The 18,144-nt window shown below is 65.8% G+C and carries 16 protein-coding genes; 6 read left to right on the forward strand and 10 right to left on the reverse strand.

The window, feature by feature from the left end; translation table 11 throughout:
• Positions 1–52 precede the first annotated feature (52 nt).
• From G4G27_RS15905 to G4G27_RS15940, 8 genes are all read right to left on the reverse strand, one after another.
• Entirely contained in the window at positions 53–1,315 is a 1,263-nt protein-coding gene (locus G4G27_RS15905) for a serine hydrolase domain-containing protein (RefSeq protein ID WP_202049591.1), read from the reverse strand.
• 100 nt (positions 1,316–1,415) lie between these two features.
• Positions 1,416–1,790, reverse strand: coding sequence for a RidA family protein (locus tag G4G27_RS15910; RefSeq protein ID WP_183109556.1), 375 nt, complete (start codon positions 1,788–1,790; stop codon positions 1,416–1,418).
• A 17-nt stretch (positions 1,791–1,807) separates the two neighbouring features.
• Complete coding sequence (locus G4G27_RS15915; RefSeq protein ID WP_183109557.1) at positions 1,808–3,043, reverse strand: hypothetical protein; 1,236 nt, start codon at positions 3,041–3,043, stop codon at positions 1,808–1,810.
• The gene (locus tag G4G27_RS15920; RefSeq protein WP_183109558.1) at positions 3,040–4,305 is read right to left on the reverse strand and encodes an amidohydrolase family protein; all 1,266 of its coding nucleotides are present in this window, start codon (positions 4,303–4,305) and stop codon (positions 3,040–3,042) included. Before G4G27_RS15920 ends, G4G27_RS15915 begins: the two co-directional genes overlap by 4 nt.
• The gene (locus G4G27_RS15925; protein ID WP_183109559.1) at positions 4,302–5,696 is read right to left on the reverse strand and encodes an amidohydrolase; all 1,395 of its coding nucleotides are present in this window, start codon (positions 5,694–5,696) and stop codon (positions 4,302–4,304) included. Before G4G27_RS15925 ends, G4G27_RS15920 begins: the two co-directional genes overlap by 4 nt.
• Complete coding sequence (locus G4G27_RS15930; protein WP_183109560.1) at positions 5,693–6,415, reverse strand: hypothetical protein; 723 nt, start codon at positions 6,413–6,415, stop codon at positions 5,693–5,695. Before G4G27_RS15930 ends, G4G27_RS15925 begins: the two co-directional genes overlap by 4 nt.
• Positions 6,416–6,432: 17 nt before the next feature.
• Complete coding sequence (locus G4G27_RS15935; protein WP_183109561.1) at positions 6,433–7,695, reverse strand: amidohydrolase family protein; 1,263 nt, start codon at positions 7,693–7,695, stop codon at positions 6,433–6,435.
• Positions 7,692–9,104, reverse strand: a complete 1,413-nt coding sequence (locus tag G4G27_RS15940; protein ID WP_183109562.1) for an amidohydrolase — start codon at positions 9,102–9,104, stop codon at positions 7,692–7,694. The genes G4G27_RS15935 and G4G27_RS15940 overlap by 4 nt, the downstream gene beginning before the upstream one ends.
• A 153-nt stretch (positions 9,105–9,257) precedes the next feature.
• Between G4G27_RS15940 and G4G27_RS15945 the strand changes: the two genes are divergently transcribed.
• From G4G27_RS15945 to G4G27_RS15970, 6 genes are read left to right on the forward strand one after another with little or no spacing between them, the layout of a single operon-like run.
• Positions 9,258–10,457: a PLP-dependent aminotransferase family protein gene (locus G4G27_RS15945; protein ID WP_183109563.1), complete on the forward strand. Its 1,200-nt coding sequence runs from the start codon at positions 9,258–9,260 to the stop codon at positions 10,455–10,457.
• The gene (locus G4G27_RS15950; RefSeq protein WP_183109564.1) at positions 10,457–11,575 is read left to right on the forward strand and encodes an ABC transporter ATP-binding protein; all 1,119 of its coding nucleotides are present in this window, start codon (positions 10,457–10,459) and stop codon (positions 11,573–11,575) included. The genes G4G27_RS15945 and G4G27_RS15950 overlap by 1 nt, the downstream gene beginning before the upstream one ends.
• Positions 11,572–12,633 carry an ABC transporter substrate-binding protein gene (locus G4G27_RS15955; RefSeq protein WP_183109565.1) on the forward strand — a complete coding sequence of 354 codons (1,062 nt, stop codon included), beginning with the start codon at positions 11,572–11,574 and terminating at the stop codon, positions 12,631–12,633. Before G4G27_RS15950 ends, G4G27_RS15955 begins: the two co-directional genes overlap by 4 nt.
• The gene (locus tag G4G27_RS15960) at positions 12,614–13,822 is read left to right on the forward strand and encodes an ABC transporter permease (RefSeq protein WP_202049592.1); all 1,209 of its coding nucleotides are present in this window, start codon (positions 12,614–12,616) and stop codon (positions 13,820–13,822) included. Before G4G27_RS15955 ends, G4G27_RS15960 begins: the two co-directional genes overlap by 20 nt.
• Positions 13,819–14,640, forward strand: a complete 822-nt coding sequence (locus G4G27_RS15965; RefSeq protein WP_183109567.1) for an ABC transporter permease — start codon at positions 13,819–13,821, stop codon at positions 14,638–14,640. The genes G4G27_RS15960 and G4G27_RS15965 overlap by 4 nt, the downstream gene beginning before the upstream one ends.
• A complete protein-coding gene (locus tag G4G27_RS15970; RefSeq protein ID WP_183109568.1) occupies positions 14,637–15,785 on the forward strand; it encodes a PatB family C-S lyase in 1,149 nt (382 codons plus the stop codon). Before G4G27_RS15965 ends, G4G27_RS15970 begins: the two co-directional genes overlap by 4 nt.
• On the opposite strand, the gene G4G27_RS15975 is transcribed toward G4G27_RS15970, so the two are convergent.
• Together G4G27_RS15975 and G4G27_RS15980 are read right to left on the reverse strand one after the other, a co-directional pair.
• Entirely contained in the window at positions 15,759–16,865 is a 1,107-nt protein-coding gene (locus G4G27_RS15975) for a membrane dipeptidase (RefSeq protein WP_183109569.1), read from the reverse strand. The two genes, G4G27_RS15970 and G4G27_RS15975, sit on opposite strands and share 27 nt — an antisense overlap.
• A gap of 50 nt (positions 16,866–16,915) precedes the next feature.
• On the reverse strand, positions 16,916–18,139 hold the full coding sequence (locus tag G4G27_RS15980; protein ID WP_183109570.1) for a hypothetical protein: 1,224 nt from the start codon (positions 18,137–18,139) through the stop codon (positions 16,916–16,918).
• Positions 18,140–18,144 lie beyond the last annotated feature (5 nt).

Genomic DNA, 18,144 nt, shown 5'->3' on the forward strand with positions numbered 1-18,144 from the left:
GGTCGCCGCGCTTACCGGATGACTCGCCGGACGGGTGCGGCATTGTCCCGGATCAGCTCAGCGCCGCATAGGTCGCGTGCCGGAATTCGGTATGTATGGGCGGCGTGTCCGGTCCGTCGAAATACCGGTTGGTCAGCAGGATCGCGGTCAGATCCGCGGCCGGGTCGTTGAGCCAGCTGGTCCCGAACCCGCCATTCCAGCCATAGGCACCCGCGCGTAACCCATCAGCGGTGGGGGCGACCGCCACGCCCACGCCATAGCCCCAACCCTTGTCGCCAAGAATGATTCCCGCGGTCTTCATCTGCTCGGCGGTCAGGTGGTTGCGCGTCATCGCCGCGATCGACTTGCCGGAAAGCAGTCGCCGACCCTGCGCATCGAGGCCGGACATCAGGAAACGGGCGAAGCGCATATAATCGGTGGCGGTGGAAACAAGGCCGCTATCGCCCTCGGGAAAGCTTGGCTCGTGCGCATAGGCGCCATCGGGGCGGTCGAATACGGAAAGCTTGCCGTCCTGCGCCAGATAACCGGTGGCAAGCCGTTTGATCTGCGCCGGCGAAACCGCGAAGCCGGTGTCGGACATGCCGAGCGGATCGAAGATGCGTTCCCTGAACACCTCGCCCAGCGGCTTCTTCGCGGCCCGCGCGATCAGCACGCCAAGCACGTCCGAGCCAGTGCTGTAGGACCAGCGTGAACCGGGCTGCGCCGCCAGCGGCAAGGCACCGATGCGCTTCATCCAAGCGTCCGGCGTCAGCGGCGAAGTGGGGTCGGGCATGCCGAATCCCGGAAGGCCCGACACCGCCTGCTGCAGCGCGGTCGGGCGCTCGTCCAGGCTGATGCCATGACCGAAGCGGAAGGTCAGGAGATCCTCGATCGTGATCGGACGTTCGGCCGGCACGACATCGTCGAGCGGGCCATCGGGATGGCGCATCACCTTGCGGTCGGCGAGTTCGGGAAGCAGCGTGTCGACCGGGTCGGAAAGCTTGAAGACACCGCGTTCGGCCAGCATCAGCGCAGCGACCGCCGTGATCGGCTTGGTCATCGAGGCGATGCGAAAAATCGAATCACGTTGCGCCGGCCGTTCGCGCTCGAATTCCAGCGAGCCCAGCACGAACGGCACAACCTCAGTGCCCCGACCGATCAGCGCGACCAGCCCGGGCGCATATCCAGCCGCGATATGTTTGCGCAGGACCGTTTCCACCGACGCCAATCCGGTTTTGGTGAAAGCCTTAGCCGCCCGGCCCCGGGCAAGCGCCACGCCAGGCGTGGCGCAAAGCCCGATTATCACACCGCGCCGGCTCATATCGGTCGATCCCATGTCCGTCCCTTATTTGTCTGCGATATTACTGATCCATTAGGCTAAGTATCAGCTAAAGTCGCTAAGCGCAACGGCTAAGTATCGACGAGGTCACCCGTAGCTAGCGCACCGCGATCGCGTCGATCTCGACCAGCGCGCCGGGCACCGCGAGCGCGGAGACCACGGTGGCGCGCGCCGGATAGGGCGCGGCGAAACGTGCGGCATAGACCGCATTGAACGCCGCAAAATCCTCGATCCGCGTGATCCACACCGTCGTCTTGGCAACAGTGGCTAGCGTCAGCCCGGCCTTGTCCAGCACCGCTTCGATCGCGTCGATCACCGCGCCGGTCTGGGTCGTGATGTCGTCGCCGACGATCGCGCCGTCGCGCATCGGCAATTGCCCCGAGACGAACACCAGCCCGTTCGCTTCGATCGCCGCCGAAAGGGGCAAGGTCTGGCCTGTAGGCGTGACGATAGCGCCGCCGATTTGCTTCATGGTCGTTCTTCCTGTGCTTAGTGAGTGAGCGCGTGTTCGAAAGCCGCGGTGCGGGCGGCACCCGCAACGGCATTCATGGCCTTGAGCAATCCGGCGGTGGTGCGCGGCGCGTCAGGCCCGGTAAGCAATGTGTCGAGTGCGGGGCGGCCGATATCCTGTTCCAGATCGAACAGCATCACAGCGCCCTTCTGATACATCGCCGCGTTGCCGGGCCGTTTGCCCGGCGTGATCAACGGTCCTGCCGTCGCCAGCGCAGGCCGCTTGCGATCGAGCATCTTTTGCCGCTCGGCCAGGCCGAGCCGGGATTCGACATAACGCAGGCCGTAAAATTCGGCATAGGCCTCCGACATCCAGTAATTCGCATAATCGCTGCTGAAACCGGGCCGCCAGGCATGGAAGATCTCGTGCGCGACGAAACGGGCCGGGCTGCTCTCGTCATAGTCGGGCGTCGGCGCGCCAGGCTTGCGAAAATCGGGCATGACCACGAAACCGGCCCGCGCATATCCGCCGCTCGCCTCGCGCGGCACGATCGTCATGCGAATCGGCGCGTACGTCGCCGGCCCGAGCAAGTCGGCATAGAAACGCGCCGCACCGGCGGCATGCATCTTCATCAACGCGACCAGCGGGTCACTCGGGTTGGCTGCAGCGAAATCGAGCCCGTCCTTGTCCTCATGCTTCAGACCCGGCACGGCGATGATCGGCAAATCGACATCGGCATAACCGCGGTGGATGGCGACCATACCGTCCTTCTCCCGGCTTACCTTGCCTTGCGAAACGACATCCATGCCCGCCGGAATCCCGGCGATCCGCGCATCGATCGCATAGTCGAGCGTCAGGTCGCTGCGGAACGGAATCCAGCCGGCTTCGAGCGACAATTCGATCAGGCCGGGCGAGAAGAAATCGCTGCCGGCCGAGTCGATCGGCCCGGCATAGATAAGCCGGACGACCACCGCCTGCGCCGGCGTACCGCGTGGAATGACCCGGATGCTCGTCAGGCCGCGCATCGGGCGGGCGGTCTTGCCAATCGCGACACGCGCCGGCCCGGCGACCCTGACGGGCTTCAGCACGAAGCGGTTCGACAGGACGAACTCGATTTCCTTCGCCATGTCGCCTGGTGGCAATGTGATCGTCACATCGGCGCTGAGCTTATGCGCGGCGTCGAAGCTCGCCTTTACCTCATAGACCGGCCTGGCCTGAGCCGCGGTCGCGACGAGACACAGCCCAAATACGGCAAGCCGCGCGACGAATTTCACGGCACGGCCTTCATATAACGGTCGCGCAGTTCCAGCGGCCGCGCGGTGAGCGGCATCTGCCGCCCCTTGATGAACAAGGCGAGCGGGCGCGACAGTGGTTCGAGCGGGTCGCCGTTCCATAGTACCAGATCGGCTTCCTTACCCGGTTCGAGCGAACCAATCCGGTCCGCCACGCCGAACACGCGTGCCGGGTTGATCGTGATCGCGGCCAGCGCCGCGTCGAACGGCAAGCCCCAGGCGACGGCGTTGCCCGCACCATAACGAAGCTCGCGTGCCCGGTGCGCCACACCGCTGCCGGTCTTGATGATGACGGTGACCCCGGCCGCGGCAAGCTTGGCGGCATTATCCATCGTCGCGCCGATCTCCGAAAAGCTGCGCGGCAGATCGGCGAGCGGGTCGACCACCACCGGGACCTGCGCCGCGGCGATGGCGGCGGCGACACGCCAGCCCTCACCGCCGCCATCGACGATGATCTTGAGCTTTTCCGCGCGGGCAAAGGCGATCATCTCGATGATATCCGACGCGCGATCGACCTTGACGATCAGCGGCATGCGCCCCTCGACCATCGGGATCAACGCTTCGAGATCGATCCGCGACAGCGGCTGCGGCCGGCCCGCGCCGCGATCATAGGCTGCCCGATTGCGCATGAAGTGGCGCACATCGGCGATCGTTTCGCGAAGCTGGACGATCGCCGCACCGCGCGCGCCGCCGGCGCGTTCAGCCCCGCCCTCGCCCATCTCGATCACCATCGCCACACGCGGTCGGGTGACCATCTCGGGCTGCTGGCCGAGGTCGATCACAGCCGCCTGCCCGGCAAACTGGAGTTCGCGGCCACTACGGTCGTCGTATAACGGCGCGGTCACCGCATGAGTGATCCCGGCGAGCCGCGCGACCGGCAGCAGGATCGAATCCGGATTGAGTCCCTGCGAGATATCGAACCCCGCGCTGATCGCCGCGCTGTGCGTCGCGCGATCGGCGCTTGGCGGCACCTGGCTCACCTCCACCGCGCCCAGCGTACTGTCCGCCTGGATGAAGCCGGGCGCGACGATCCCGCCCTTGCCGTCGATCACACGCGCGTTCGGAGGCACCGCAACCATCGGCCCGACCGCGACGATGCGGCCATCGCGCATCACGATCGTGCCGTTCGCGATCTCGCCCGCCGGCCCCATGGTCAGGATACGCGCATCGACGATCGCGACAGTTTCGGCAGTAGCGGGCGCAGCGGCAATCAGTGCTGCCGCCATCAGCATTTGACGGATCATGGCGTGGCTCCCGCTTGGCCCAGCGTGAAATCGGAATGACGGCGATACTGCGGGTCGGCCCGGTCGAAGACCGTGTTACCCTCGATCCACACCCGGTCGGCGCGTGCGTAGATGCTGAACGGGTCCGCGCTCCACAGCACGACATCGGCCAGCTTGCCGGGTTCAAGCGTACCCGTTCTGTCAGCGATGCCGAGCGCCTTTGCCGGATTGGCGGTGAACCATTTGACCGCATCGGCCTTGGGGATTTTCATCCCCGCGCGCCAGGCCGACGACAAAGCGACCGCCGCTTCCTGGTTGAGCCGCTGAATGCCGATCGGATCGTCGGAATGGATGATCGCGCAGCCGCCGGCTTGATGGACGATCGGCGCGTTTTCCTCGATCGCGTCATACACTTCCATCTTGTACCCCCACCAACTTGCCCAAGTGGCGACGCAGATGCCTTCTTTCACCAGCAGGGGCGCGATCTTGTACGCTTCGTTGGCGTGATGAAACGCGCTGATCCTGAATCCGAACTCGTGCGCGATATCGATCATGTTGGCCATTTCGTCGGCGCGGTAGCAATGATTCTGGACGAGGATCTCACCCTTCAGCACGCCGGCCAGCGTCTCCATCTGCAAGTCGCGCTTGGGCGGGTCGTCGGCCTTGCTGCCCTTTTCCCATTTGTCCCAGCGCCGTGCATAATCGGCGGCGTCGATCCACGCCTTGCGATAGCCCGCGACATTACCCATCCGCGTCATCGGCGATCGGCCCTTGGCGCCATAGACGCGCTTCGGGTTCTCGCCACAGGCGATCTTCAGACCATAGGGCGCGCCGGGGAATTTCATCTCCTGCATCGTCACCGCCGGCACGTTGCGCAGCGTCACCGTGCGCCCGCCGAACAGATTGGCGGAGCCCGGCAGGATCATCATCGTCGTCACCCCGGCCTCGCGCGCAGTGTCGAAGCCAGGATCCTGCGGCCACACCGAATGCTCGACCCACACTTGGGCGGTGTTGGGGTCGGTCATCTCATTGACGTCGTTGACCGCTTCGACCGTTTCGGGCTGCGCCCAGGCGCCGAGATGCGAGTGTGCATCGATCACCCCGGGCGTGACCCATTTCCCGCGCCCGTCGACCGTCGCATAGCCGTCCGGCACGGCGAGGCCCGCGCCGACCGCGACGATCTTTCCCTCGGCCATCAGCACCGTGCCGTTGGCGATCTCCGCGCCGGTCGCGGTCAGCACCGTCGCGCCAACCACCGCGACACGCCCCGACGGTGCCGCGTGATACGTACTGGGGAACGCAATCGGCGCGGAACGGGCCTCGGCCGCCGGCGTCGCGGACGGCGCTTGCGGATGTTCGCCGGTCGAACACGCCGCGAGCGCGGTCAGGATGAGGGGAGCGAAACGCTTCATTTGCCGTCGGGCGTCATTGAGCGCTGCACGGCACCCTTTTCATCGAGGAAGTCGATCGAGGCTTTGCCGTCCTGCGCCACCTTCATCAGGATGCGCGGGCGGCCCATCGCATCGTTAAGCATAACCGCGGATTCCCGGTCGCGGGTCTTGCCGACATACAGGCGCTGGCGGCCGAACGTGCCGTCGGCCTGGACCTTTTGCAGCGCGGCGGTCTTGGCCGGCCCGTCGGGCATCTTGGTGATACGCTCCGCTAGGTCGAAATCAAGCGCCTCGCCCGGCCGGTCGTTGACGATCATCGCCGCCCAGCGCCGCCCGTCATATTCGCTTTGGGTCAGCTGGATGACCTGGTCCTGCTCATACTGGTCGAAGCTCAGATGACCGCCGCCCGAAACCTTGCCGTCCTTGCCCTTCTCGCCACTGAAGACCAGCCCGCCATTTTCGGTGCCTTCATTGTTGAAGAAGATCATGCCCGCGCCGCGATTGCCGCTGGGGTGAGGGCGTTCCTTGCCATGGAAGATGATGCCCGGCGCGCGGCTGGTGTTGGACACGACCAGGCGCAACGTGCCGTCATCCTCGCGGACATTGATGCGCTTCACGTCGATTTCGTCGAACACCATTTTTTGCGGCTTGGTGTCGGCCGACGCGCTGGTGCCGATGGCAAAGGCCATCGCGGCGGTCAGCACGCCCGAATAGATGAGCAGGAGCTTGTTGGCGTTCATCGATCGTCTCCGTTGATTCAGCGTTGCTTGAGGGCGGGAAGATAGCGGTCGCGAAGTTGCGTGGCGCGTGACGTCATCGGCTGGTCGACGCCGCCGATCAGCACCGCGACGGGGCGGGCTGTCGTCTCGAGTGGATCGCCGTCCCAGATCACCACATCGCCGTCCTTGCCCGGTTCAAGCGAGCCGATACGGTCGGCAAGACCGAAGATGCGCGCCGGGTTGATCGTCACGGCGGCAAGGCCCGCCTGCCAGGGCAGGCCGTTGGCGACGGCATTGCCGGCATTGTAGCGCATTTCGCGCTCGCGGTGATTGCCATTGCCCTGGATCGCGATCGTCACCCCGGCTTCGGCCAGCCGCCGGGCATTGCCGAGGGTGGCACCGAGCAGTTCGAACGAGGCCGGGCTATTCTCGATCGGCGTGATCAGTACCGGCACCCTGGCAGCGGCGATCTCGCGCGCGACGCGCCAGCCCTCGCCCGCGCCGGCGAGGATGATCTTCACCCGCTCTTCGTGCGCCATGGCCAGCGCGTCGCGAATATCCGAAGCGCGGTTGACGCTGACCAGCAACGGCATCCGTCCCTCGACCACCGGCACGAGCGCTTCGAGATCGGCATGCGACAGCGAATAGGTCCGCGTCTCGCCGCGATCATAAGCGGCACGGCGCGCCATGAAGTCGCGCACTTCGCCAAACACCGCATGCAGCGCAACGAGTTCCCCTGCACGCGCGCCACCGGCGCGTTCGGCGCCGCCATCGCCCATTTCGAGGATCATCGCCACGCCGCGCTTGCGCAGCATCGGCGCACCGCCGAGCGAGACCGCCGCCGCTTGTCCCGCGAACAGCAGTTCGCGGTTGGGCGCGTCGTCATAGACCGGCGTCGCGATCGCGCTGGTGATGCCGCCAAGCCGTGCCACCGGGATCAGTATCGAATCCGGATTGAGCCCGTACCCCGCATCGAACGCGGCGCTGATCTCGCTATTATGACTGCCGCGATCGTCGCTCGCCGCGACGAAGCGAACCTCGATCAAGCCAAGCGCAGTGCCTGACGCGACCAGCCCGGGCGTGACGATCCGGCCCGCCGCATCGATGATCCGCGCGCCGGCCGGCACCGGCGTATCGGCGCCGACCGAGACGATCCGGCCGTCACGGACGATTACCGTACCGCGTGCCAGCTCGCCCTGCGGTCCCATGGTGACGACACGCCCACCGGTAATCGCCACGGTTTCGGCGGCGGCCGGCGCGGCCATGCCGAGCGCTGCGATGGCGGTCAGGATGCGGATCATCGGGCAAATTCCTGTCCGGGCTGGCCGAGCAGGAAATCGGATGGACCCTGATAACGGGGGTCGGCCCGGTCCCAGGCCAGCGCGCCGTCGATCCAGGTTTTTTCGGCGACCGCATAGACGCTGAAAGGATCGGCACTCCACAACACGATATCCGCCATCTTGCCTGGCTCGAGCGAGCCGGTGCGATCGGCGATGCCCATCGCTCTGGCTGGATTGGCGGTGACCCATTTGATCGCCTGGCCACGCGTGATCGACATCCCGGCATGGTTCGCCGCGGTCATCGCGATCGCCGCTTCCTGATTGAGCCGCTGAATCAGCAGGCCATCGTCGGAATGGATGATCGCGCAGCCCCCTGCCGCGTCGATCATCGGCGCATTCTCCTCGATCCCGTCGAGCGATTCCATCTTCGCGCCCCAGCTATTTGCCCAGGTCGCGACGCAAATACCCTCTTTCGCCAGCAACGGCGCGATCTTGTAGGCTTCGTTGGCGTGATGGAACGCGGTGATCCTGAAGCCGAATTCCCTGGCGATATCGATCATCACCGCCATCTCGTCGGCGCGGTAGCAATGATTCTGCACGAGGATCTCGCCCTTGAGCACGCCGGCCAGCGTTTCCAGCTGCAGGTCGCGTTTGGGCGGTTCGCCGGCCTTGCCGCCCTTTTCCCATTTCTCCCAGCGCCGCATATAGTCGGCAGCGTCGATCCACGCCTTGCGATAGCCCGCGACATTGCCCATCCGCGTCATCGGCGCGCGGCCCTTGCCGCCGTAAACGCGTTTGGGATTCTCCCCGCACGCGATCTTCAGGCCGTAGGGCGCGCCGGGGAACTTCATCGCCTGGGTGGTCACCGCGGGCACATTCTTCAACGTGACCGAACGTCCGCCGAACAGGTTTGCCGATCCGGGCAGAATCAGCAGCGAGGTGACGCCCCCGCCACGGGCCAGCCGGAACTTCGGATCCTGCGGCCAGACCGAATGTTCGGCCCACACCTCCGCGGTGTTCGGCGCACTCGCCTCATTACCATCCTCGTGCGAGGGCACGCTCGGCGAAGGATAGACACCGAGATGCGAATGCGCATCGATTATCCCCGGCGTGACCCATTTGCCGTGCCCATCGATGCGTTGATATCCATCGGGCACTGTCAGTGCCGCGCCGACCGCCTCGATCTTGCCATCGCGGACCAACACCGTGCCGCTGGCGATCTCCTCGCCCGTGCCGGTCAGGATCGACGCGCCGACGATCGCCAGCGGCGCCTGTGGCAAAGGGCGATAGGTCGAAGGAAAGGCGCCGCCATCGGCGAAATCCTGCGCCACCGCCATATAGCTCGCGCCCAGCAGCATCGCGGCGCACGCGACCCAGGCGGCACTACCGGCGAATTTCCTGAAGTCCCGCCCCCCGAAGTTCACGCGCATGTTCGATTCCTCCGCCCATAGCGAATGAGCGGCGGGGCGGCGAAATCCGCCACTCGCAATTTCGCATCGCCCGGGTGGCGGATTTGCCCGCGCGGCGCATCGTCTCAGGCAGAGGGTATCCGCTCCCCCGAGCGGACCGAGGGGCTTGAACTTGTGAGTGAAATTCGCCTGGCGCGCCGTGCCGCAAAGCTTTCGACCAATTTTCCCGCGCCGCATTTTCCGTCGGAACTTGGCCCCGACGTCATTCCGTTCGATTCCGGCTTCGCCGCGCCGCAATTGCTTCCCGACCTGACCGAGTTCGCGCATGCAGCACTCAACACGCATCGCGCAGAGACGCTGCAATATTCGCCGACCCATGGTCAGCCCGAACTGCGCGGCTGGCTGGCCGGGCTGATGAACGAGGACGGTTGCGCGCTCACCCCCGATCACTTGCTGATCGTCAACGGCGCGAAGCATGGGCTCGAGCTGATCTGCAAGCTGTTGCTTGACGAAGGCGACGCGATCGTCGTGACCGCGCCGACCTATTTCACCGCGATCCCCATCTTTCGCAGCTTCGGCGTCGAGTTCATCGAGATCGGGCAGGATGATGACGGTATCGACATCGCAGCACTCGAAGTCGTGCTGGCGCAGCGCGTCGCGCAGGGCCAGGCACTGCCCAAGCTGATCTATAACGTCGCCGATTTCCATAACCCGACCGGCGCGACCATGCCGATCGAGCGGCGCAAGGCGCTGATCGACCTGGCCGAACGGCTCGGCATCTTCGTGGTGGAGGACACGCCCTATCGCCGCGTCCGGTTCGAGGGCGAGACGATCGCTTCGCTCAAGGCGCTCGACCTGACCGGCAATGTCTTCCACCTCGGTACGTTTTCGAAGCTGGTTGCGCCGGGTCTGCGCATCGGCTGGGTCGCGGCCGACACAGCGTTGATCGCGCGGCTGATCCAGCTCAAAGCGGATGGCGGCTCCTCGCCGCTGGTCCAGCGCATCATCTACGAATTCGGCCGCTCCCCCGCCTTTGCGGCTCATATCGAGCGCGTGCAGTCGGTTTATCGCGAGCGGCGCGACCGGATCGTCGCGGCGGTGCGGCGAGAATTGCCCGACGCGGTGCTCGCCGTGCCGGAGGGCGGTTATTATGTCTGGTTGACCTTGCCGGCACAGGTTGATGGCGACGCGCTTGCCGCGGATGCGGCCGCACGTGGCGTCAACCTGATCCCCGGCAGCAAATTCTTCGCCAGCGGCGGCGATACGACCACGCCGCGCAACCATATCCGCTTGTCCTACAGCTATGCGACACCCGAACAGATTGACGAGGGCGTCCGTCGCCTCGCCATTTCCTATCGGACGATCGCCGGCTGATGACGCCCGCCGCGCCGCCCCTGGTCGAGTTCCGCAAGGTCGAAAAACGCTATCCCGGTGGCGCGAGAGCAGCGGTGAGCGGGCTCGACCTGATGGTGCGCAAGGGCGAATTTCTGACACTGCTCGGGCCGTCCGGCTCGGGCAAGACAACCACCCTGATGATGCTCGCCGGGTTCGAAACGCCCGATTCTGGCGATATCCTGCTCGACGGGCGCTCGCTGGCAAAGCTGCCGCCGCACAAGCGCAACATGGGCGTTGTGTTTCAGAATTATGCGTTGTTCCCGCACATGAGCGTGGCGCAAAACCTCGCCTTCCCGCTTGGTGTGCGCGGCATTCGCGGTGCGGAGGCAATGGCCAAGGTCGATGCGGCGCTGGCATTGGTGCGGCTCGATGGGCTCGGCCATCGTCGCCCCGACGCGCTCTCCGGCGGTCAGCGCCAGCGCGTCGCGCTCGCACGCGCATTGATCTTTCAGCCCGATATCGTGTTGATGGACGAACCGCTTGGCGCGCTCGACCGGCAATTGCGCGAACGGCTGCAAAGCGAGATCAAGCGCATCCAGCGCGCGCTCGGACTCACCATCGTCTATGTCACGCACGACCAGAGCGAGGCGCTGACCCTGTCGGACCGGATCGCGGTGTTCGCCGATGGATCGGTGCAGCAGGTCGACACGCCCGAGGCGATCTACGAACACCCCGCCAACGCCTTTGTCGCTGGCTTTGTCGGCGAGAATAACGGCCTGGCGGGGCAGCTTACCTCGCGTGCCGGCAACGAATGCGAGATCAGGCTCGATGGCGGGCAGACGATCCGCGCGACGCCGGTTGGCGATATCGCACCGGGTGCGCGGATCGTCGCGACGATCCGGCCCGAACATGTCGAGACCGTCGGCCTGTCGCAGCTCTGCAACCGGATCGACGCACAGGTCGACGAACTGGTTTATCATGGCGATCACAGCCGCATCCGCGCGACGCTCGCCGGGGGCGGCGTGCTGACCGTCCGCGCGCCGCGTCAGCCGGTGCTCGCGCCGACCGACAGTTTCGCGCTCGGCTGGTGCACCGATCGCTGCTTCGCGTTTGCCGCCGAGGGCTGGACCAACGATCCGCTGGGGGAAGCCGGATGAGCTGGGGGAAAGGCATTATCGGCGCACTAGCGCTGGGCGCCACGCTGCTCGCCATCGCCTCATGCGGGCCGACCTCGACGGTGCGCCCGCTGACCATCGTCGGCTGGGGTGGATCCTCGCAGGACGCGCATCGCAAAGCCTATTGGACATCCTTCACCAAATCGACCGGCGTGGCGTTGCGCGAGGACACCTGGCACGGCGGCGTCGGCGTGATCCGCACCAAGGTGATCGGCGGCGATTCGAGCTGGGACATCGTCCAGGTCGAAACCGAGGACCTGATCCTCGGCTGCGAGGAAGGCCTGTTCCAGCCGCTCGACTGGGCCAAGCTCGGCGGGCGCCGCGCCTTTATTCCGACCGCGGTGCATGACTGCGGCGTCGGCGCGATGCTGTGGTCCTATCTGATCGGCTACGATGGCGACCGCATCAAGGGCAAGGGGCCGCAAAGCTGGGCCGATTTCTGGGATATGAAGCGTTTCCCGGGCAAGCGCGGCATGCGCAAGACGCCCAAATATACGCTCGAATTCGCACTGATGGCGGACGGCGTATCGCCGGCACAAGTCTATGCCACATTGCGCACGCCCGCCGGCGTCGACCGCGCCTTTCGCAAGCTCGACCAGCTCAAGCCGCAGATCATCTGGTGGTCGTCGATCTCGCAGGTACCCGACCTGCTCGGCTCGGGCGAAGTGGCGATGTCGGTGACCAGCCCGGGCCGGCTGATCGTCGCCAATCGCACCGAAAAACGCCATTTCAAGGTCGACTGGCACCAGAATATCTACGCCGTCGATTATTGGGTGATCCTGAAGAACAGCCCGCGCCGCGAGGAAGCCAACGAACTGCTGCGCTACATGACGCGACCGGAGAACCAGATGCGGCTGGCGATGTTCATGCCGACCGGCCTGACCAGCATCGAGGCGAGCCGGCGGATCGACCCGGTCTACAAGCGCGACACGCCGACCGACCCGGCCAACATGACCGATGCGCTGCAGCTCGACGGCGATTTCTGGGTCGAATATGGCGACCAGCTCACTCAGCGATTCAATGCCTGGGTCGCGCGCTGAACCCGCCGCCCGTGCGGCGAGGGTCAGACCGCGCTGGTGGATCGTCGCGCTGGTCGCGCCGTTATTGATCTTCCTGATCGCGACCTTCGTATTGCCGGTGGTGATGATGCTGTCGCGCGGCGTCAGCGATCCCGAACTGCCGCAAAGCTGGCCGCGAGCCGCCGTCGCGTTGCGACAATGGGACGGCGCGGGGCTGCCCAGCGATGCGCTCGCCCGGACCGTCGCCGGCGATATCGTCGCGGCGCGGCGTGCGGGCACGCTCAATCGCGTGGCCAACCGGCTCAATTACGACAGGGTTGGCTCGCGCAGCCTGCTCTATCTGACCTCGGCGCGGCTGGCGGCGGGCGCCAAGGTCGGCGGCTTGTCCGATCTCGCGGCGATCGATCCGCGCTGGCGCGACCGCGCCTATTGGGGGGCGATGCGCCATGCGGCGGGGCCGAGCACGAGCTTCTACCTGCTCGCAGCGCTCGACCGGCGGATCGACGCCGATGGCCGGCTGACCAAGGTACCTGCCGATCAGGCGGTGTTCGTCGATATCCTGCTGCGCACTTTCAAGATCAGCGCGGTGGTCGCGTTGCTTTGCGCCGCACTCGGTTATCCGGTCGCTTATCTGCTCGCGTCATTGCCCGACCGTAAGGCCAATCCGCTGCTCATCCTGGTGCTGCTGCCATTCTGGACCTCGGCACTGGTACGCACCACCGCCTGGGTCGTGCTGTTGCAGACCAATGGCGTGGTCAACGGGCTGCTCGAAGGGATCGGCCTGATCGATGCGCCGCGCCAGCTGCTCTACAACCGGGTCGGCGTCTATATCGCGATGACGCACGTCCTGCTGCCTTTCTTCATCCTGCCGTTGTACGGCGTGATGAAGGGTATCCAGCCATCGGCGATGCGCGCCGCAAGCTCGCTCGGCGCGCCGCCGCTGACCGCATTCGCCAGGGTCTATCTGCCGCAGACCCTGCCCGGCGTGATGGCCGGCGCGATTATCGTCTTCACGCTCGCGCTGGGTTATTATCTCACGCCCGCCCTGGTCGGCGGCGGCGCGGATCAGATGATCAGCGGGTCGATCGCCTTCTACACCAACCAGTCGCTCAACTGGGGCATGGCGGCGGCGCTCAGCCTGTTGCTGCTGCTGCCGCTCACGCTGATGCTGTTCGCCGGGCGCACGCTGGCGCGGACGGTGCCGGCATGAGTGGTTATCGTTCGCCGGCCGACCGCGCGGGCCGCGCCGTGCTGATCGGCTTTTGCGCACTGGTCTTCGCTTTCCTGGTGCTGCCGATCCTCGCCGTGGTGCCGCTCTCGTTCAACCCGAGCGCCTTTCTCGTTTTCCCGGAGAGCGGTCTGTCGCTGCGCTGGTATCGTTCCCTGGCGGACTCGCCGCACTGGACGCGCGCACTGATCAACAGCCTGTCGGTGGCCAGCGTGACCACGTTGATCGCGACCCCGCTCGGCACGCTCGCCGCGATCGGGCTGTCGGCGATGCGCTCGCGCGCCAAACCGATGATCGTCGCCCTGCTTACCGCGCCGATGGTCGTGCCGGTGGTGGTGGTGGCGATCGCGATCTATTTCCTGTTCGCGCCGCTTGGCCTGGTCAACAGCTTCACCGGGCTGGTCATTGCCCACACCGTGCTTGCCTTGCCTTTCGTGGTGATCGTCGTGCACGCCGCGCTGCAGGGTTTCGATTATGAGCTGCTGCGCGCCGCGAGCAGCCTTGGCGCGCGCCCGGCGACCGCCTTGTTGCGCGTGCTCGCCCCGCTGATCGCGCCGGGCATCGGTGCCGGTGCGGTGTTCGCTTTCATGACCTCGTTCGACGAAGCGGTGATCGCCTTGTTCATCGCCGGCCCCGAACAGAAGACGCTGCCGATGCAGATGTTCGAAGGCGTTCGCGAACAGATCAGCCCGGCGATCACCGCCGCCGCCACCTTGCTGGTGATTGCATCGACCCTGTTGCTCGGTACCGCCGAGTTGCTGCGCCGTCGCAGCGACCGGCTGCGCACCGGACGGTCATGATCGTCGTACCCGACCAGGCCGGATTGCGTGCGCGCAGCGGGCGTAAATGGGGCAATCATCCCGCCGATGTGATCCCGGCCTGGATCGCCGATATGGACCTGATGCCCGCGCCGGCGATCGCGGAAACGCTGGCCGAGGCGGTGCGGCTCGGCGATTTCGGCTATGCGATGGCAGGCGATCTGGGCGGCATTCCCGAAGCGTTCGCGCGCTGGGCGACGCGGCGCTGGGACTGGCAAGTCGACCCGGCCGATATGATCGTCATGCCCGATGTGGTCGGCGGGATCGCCAATTGCATCGAGGCGCTGACCGGACCGGGCGATGCGGTGCTTGTGCAGACCCCCGCCTATCCGCCGCTGCTCGGTTCGGTGCGCATCGCCGGGCGACAGCTGATCGAACATCCACTGGTCGACGGCATGACCGATTTCGCCGATCTCGAACGCGTGGTCGCGGCACAGCGCGTGCGGATGATCCTGTTCTGCCACCCGCATAACCCAAGCGGTCATTGTTTCCGCCGCGCCGAGCTGGAGACGCTGGCGCGGATCGCGCGGGAGCATGGCGTGACGATCGTCTCGGACGAGGTCCATGCCGATCTCACTTTCGCCGGACACAAGCATATCCCGTTCGCGACGATCGCACCGGAAATCACGGTGACGCTCAACGCACCGAGCAAGGCGTTCAATCTCGCCGGCCTGAGGACCGCGGTGTGCATCGCGTCGGGCGATTTACGCACCCGCCTCAAGGCGCTGCCGCCGACGCGCTGGACCGCCTTTTCGACGCTCGGTGCGCGCGCCGCGCTCGCCGCCTGGAGCGATGCGGGCGAGGCCTGGCTGATCGAATGCGTTGCCTATCTGCAGGATCGGCGGGACCGGTTGCTCAGGACGCTCAGCCGCGATTGCCCGATCATCGGTTTCACGCCGCCAGAGGCGGGTTATCTCGCCTGGCTCGACTGCCGCGCGCTCGGGCTGGACGATCCGGCACGTTTCTTTCTCGATTCCGCCAGGGTCGCGCTATCGCCCGGCCTCGACTTCGGCGCGCCGGGACGCGGTTTCGCCCGACTCAACTTCGCGACCTCGGACGTGATCCTCGACGAGATCGTCGCACGGATGGCCGCTTCGCTGTCAGCCGCCCCAGACATCGGCGCATAACCGCGCGAAATTTGCGCCGAGCAGCTTTTCGATCCGTCGTTCGGGCCAGCCACGCGCCGCCAGATCGTCGGCAAGCCGCAAGAACCGGGTCGGCTCGTTATACTCGGGCACGATGTTGAGCACATCGGGCGCCTCGCCCGGGGCGGCGACGCCAAGCGCCTTGCGCTCCTCATAGAATTGCCGCTGCTCGGTCAGCGCCGCCGGACCGGTCGGCGCCGCGCGGATGCCGCCATCGGTGCCGAGCGCCACATGATCCTCGCCCGCAACCTTCACCGCATGTTCGATATGGCGGATCACATCCTCGCCGCGCGGCTGGCCGGCGGCGCGCAGGAACGGCACGAAATAGATGCCGGCGACGCCGCCCTTGTCGGCCAGCGCCCTTAACTCGGCGTCGGACGTGTTGCGCGGCACGTCGACCAGCGCGCGGCACCCGGTATGGCTGATGACGATCGGCGCGGTCGAGGCGGCGATCGCATCCGCGATGGTTCGCGCGCCCGCGTGGCTGGTATCGACCATGATGCGCCGCGCATTGAGCCCGGCAACGACCTCACGGCCATAATCGCTCAAGCCCCCATTGGCGCTTTCCAGGCAGCCGTCACCGACCAGATTGCGTTTGTTATAGGTCAGCTGGATGATGCGCACGCCAAGCTGGTCGAACAGGTCGAGCCGATCGATCTCGGTTTCGAGCGGCACGCAGTCCTGGAACCCGAAGATCACCCCAAGCCGGTTACTGTCCTGCGCCAGCTTCAGATCGGCCGCGCTGCGCACATGGAGCAGCCGGTCGGGAAAGGCGCGGATGAAGCGCTCGTAGCGCGCGATGCGACGCAATGTCTCGCCGAAGCGGTCCGGCGTATTGCCCGCCGCGCCGACCGTCTGGTTGATCGCGGTCAGGCCCGAGGCGCGGAAGACGTCAAGCTGCGCGCGAACGCCCGGCGCCTTTGGATCGAGATTGCCGATCGACGACAGCCCGTCGATCACCATCGCGCGGCGATAGCGCGCCGCCCCGAAACCTTGCGCGCGCACCGGCCCGGCAACCGCCAGCGCCACTACCCCGGCAAGCACCGCGCGACGGCTCGGCATTATCTGCCCCGCCGCCCTACTCACGAATGCCCCACTCATGAATGCCCCACTCACGAATGCATCGCCGTATCGAACCATTTGGCGGCATCAGCCCCGCCGATCTCGGTCAGATGCTTGAGGAAGATCGGCGTCGTATGCGCCGGCTCGCGCGCCATCGTGATCATCAACTTGTCCATCGCGGGGCGGCCGATGCGCTTGTCGAGATCCCACAGGATCAACGGCCCCTTGCCATAGAGCTGGACGCGGTTGGGCCGGCCATGGCCCATCACCGGCCCGGCATCCTTGCTCCCCGTCACCTTGGCGTCGATATTCTTCTGCAGTTCCACCGCGCCAAACTGCGCCTCGACATACCGCATCGACATATATTCGGCGGCGGATTCGACCAGCCAGAAATCGTCGGTCAGCGGGCTCGCCAGCATCCACCACGCATGCGCGATCTCATGCGCGACATAGCGTGCCGGCCCGATCTCCGGGATATCCGGCGCCGACCGTCCGCCCTCCGACAACACTGTATAGGCGGTGCGCGCATAACCCAGCCCCTTTGCGCGCCACACCATCGCCATCCGCACGGTATGCGGCAGCGGCCCGAACAGAGTTTCGAAATAGCGCGCCGACGTATCGGCGTTCTTCACATGGAAACCCGCCAGCCGGCTGGTCAGGTCGCGCGAGAAGAATTCGACGCCATGCGCCTCGGCGCGCTTCAGCCCGCGCATCGCGACCATCGGCAGATCGATATCGATGAAGTCGCGGTGGATCTTCACGCCCGTCTTGGTGCGCGTGACATCGCCTTGCGCGACCACCACGAGATCGGGCTCGAGCCCCTCGATTTCGGCATCGACGGTGAAGCGCGTCTGGATGTCTGCGCCGACCGGAAACCACATATGGTCGATGAACAGTTCATAACCTTCGGGCCTGAGTGCCGGCGCGCCGCTATCATATTTGGTCTGGATCGGGCCGGAATAGCGAAAATTGAGGTCCACCGGCTTGGCCGTCGGCCTGGCGAAGTGGAAAATGTATTTGGTCAGTTCCTCGACCGGCGATTCGGCATTCTCGCTGGTCACCGTCACACCCTTGGGCAGCTTCATCGGCTGCAATACAAAACGGCGCGACAGCAGGAACGCCTTTTCGGGCAGCGCCTCGGTCAGTGTGACGGTAACGTCCGCGTCGAGCTTGCCCGCCGGATCGAAACTCGCCGCCACCTTGTAATGCGGTGGCGCGGCATGCGCGGTGCCCGCGAGCAGACCGGCCAGAACCAGGCCCAGGATCTTGTGCATGATGC

The organism is Sphingomonas sp. So64.6b (genome assembly GCF_014171475.1).
Taxonomy (GTDB): Bacteria; Pseudomonadota; Alphaproteobacteria; order Sphingomonadales; family Sphingomonadaceae; genus Sphingomonas; species Sphingomonas alpina_A.

What these genes read in the sequence shown, in the direction of transcription:
- G4G27_RS15965 (WP_183109567.1), top strand. Translation starts at nt 13,819, where the DNA reads ATGAGTGGTTATCGTTCGCCGGCCGACCGCGCGGGCCGCGCCGTGCTG.
- G4G27_RS15970 (WP_183109568.1), top strand. Translation starts at nt 14,637, where the DNA reads ATGATCGTCGTACCCGACCAGGCCGGATTGCGTGCGCGCAGCGGGCGT.
- G4G27_RS15910 (WP_183109556.1), bottom strand. Translation starts at nt 1,790, where the DNA reads ATGAAGCAAATCGGCGGCGCTATCGTCACGCCTACAGGCCAGACCTTG.
- G4G27_RS15905 (WP_202049591.1), bottom strand. Translation starts at nt 1,315, where the DNA reads ATGGGATCGACCGATATGAGCCGGCGCGGTGTGATAATCGGGCTTTGC.
- G4G27_RS15960 (WP_202049592.1), top strand. Translation starts at nt 12,614, where the DNA reads ATGCCTGGGTCGCGCGCTGAACCCGCCGCCCGTGCGGCGAGGGTCAGA.
- G4G27_RS15955 (WP_183109565.1), top strand. Translation starts at nt 11,572, where the DNA reads ATGAGCTGGGGGAAAGGCATTATCGGCGCACTAGCGCTGGGCGCCACG.
- G4G27_RS15925 (WP_183109559.1), bottom strand. Translation starts at nt 5,696, where the DNA reads ATGAAGCGTTTCGCTCCCCTCATCCTGACCGCGCTCGCGGCGTGTTCG.
- G4G27_RS15935 (WP_183109561.1), bottom strand. Translation starts at nt 7,695, where the DNA reads ATGATCCGCATCCTGACCGCCATCGCAGCGCTCGGCATGGCCGCGCCG.
- G4G27_RS15920 (WP_183109558.1), bottom strand. Translation starts at nt 4,305, where the DNA reads ATGATCCGTCAAATGCTGATGGCGGCAGCACTGATTGCCGCTGCGCCC.
- G4G27_RS15950 (WP_183109564.1), top strand. Translation starts at nt 10,457, where the DNA reads ATGACGCCCGCCGCGCCGCCCCTGGTCGAGTTCCGCAAGGTCGAAAAA.
- G4G27_RS15975 (WP_183109569.1), bottom strand. Translation starts at nt 16,865, where the DNA reads ATGCCGAGCCGTCGCGCGGTGCTTGCCGGGGTAGTGGCGCTGGCGGTT.
- G4G27_RS15980 (WP_183109570.1), bottom strand. Translation starts at nt 18,139, where the DNA reads ATGCACAAGATCCTGGGCCTGGTTCTGGCCGGTCTGCTCGCGGGCACC.
- G4G27_RS15940 (WP_183109562.1), bottom strand. Translation starts at nt 9,104, where the DNA reads ATGCGCGTGAACTTCGGGGGGCGGGACTTCAGGAAATTCGCCGGTAGT.
- G4G27_RS15930 (WP_183109560.1), bottom strand. Translation starts at nt 6,415, where the DNA reads ATGAACGCCAACAAGCTCCTGCTCATCTATTCGGGCGTGCTGACCGCC.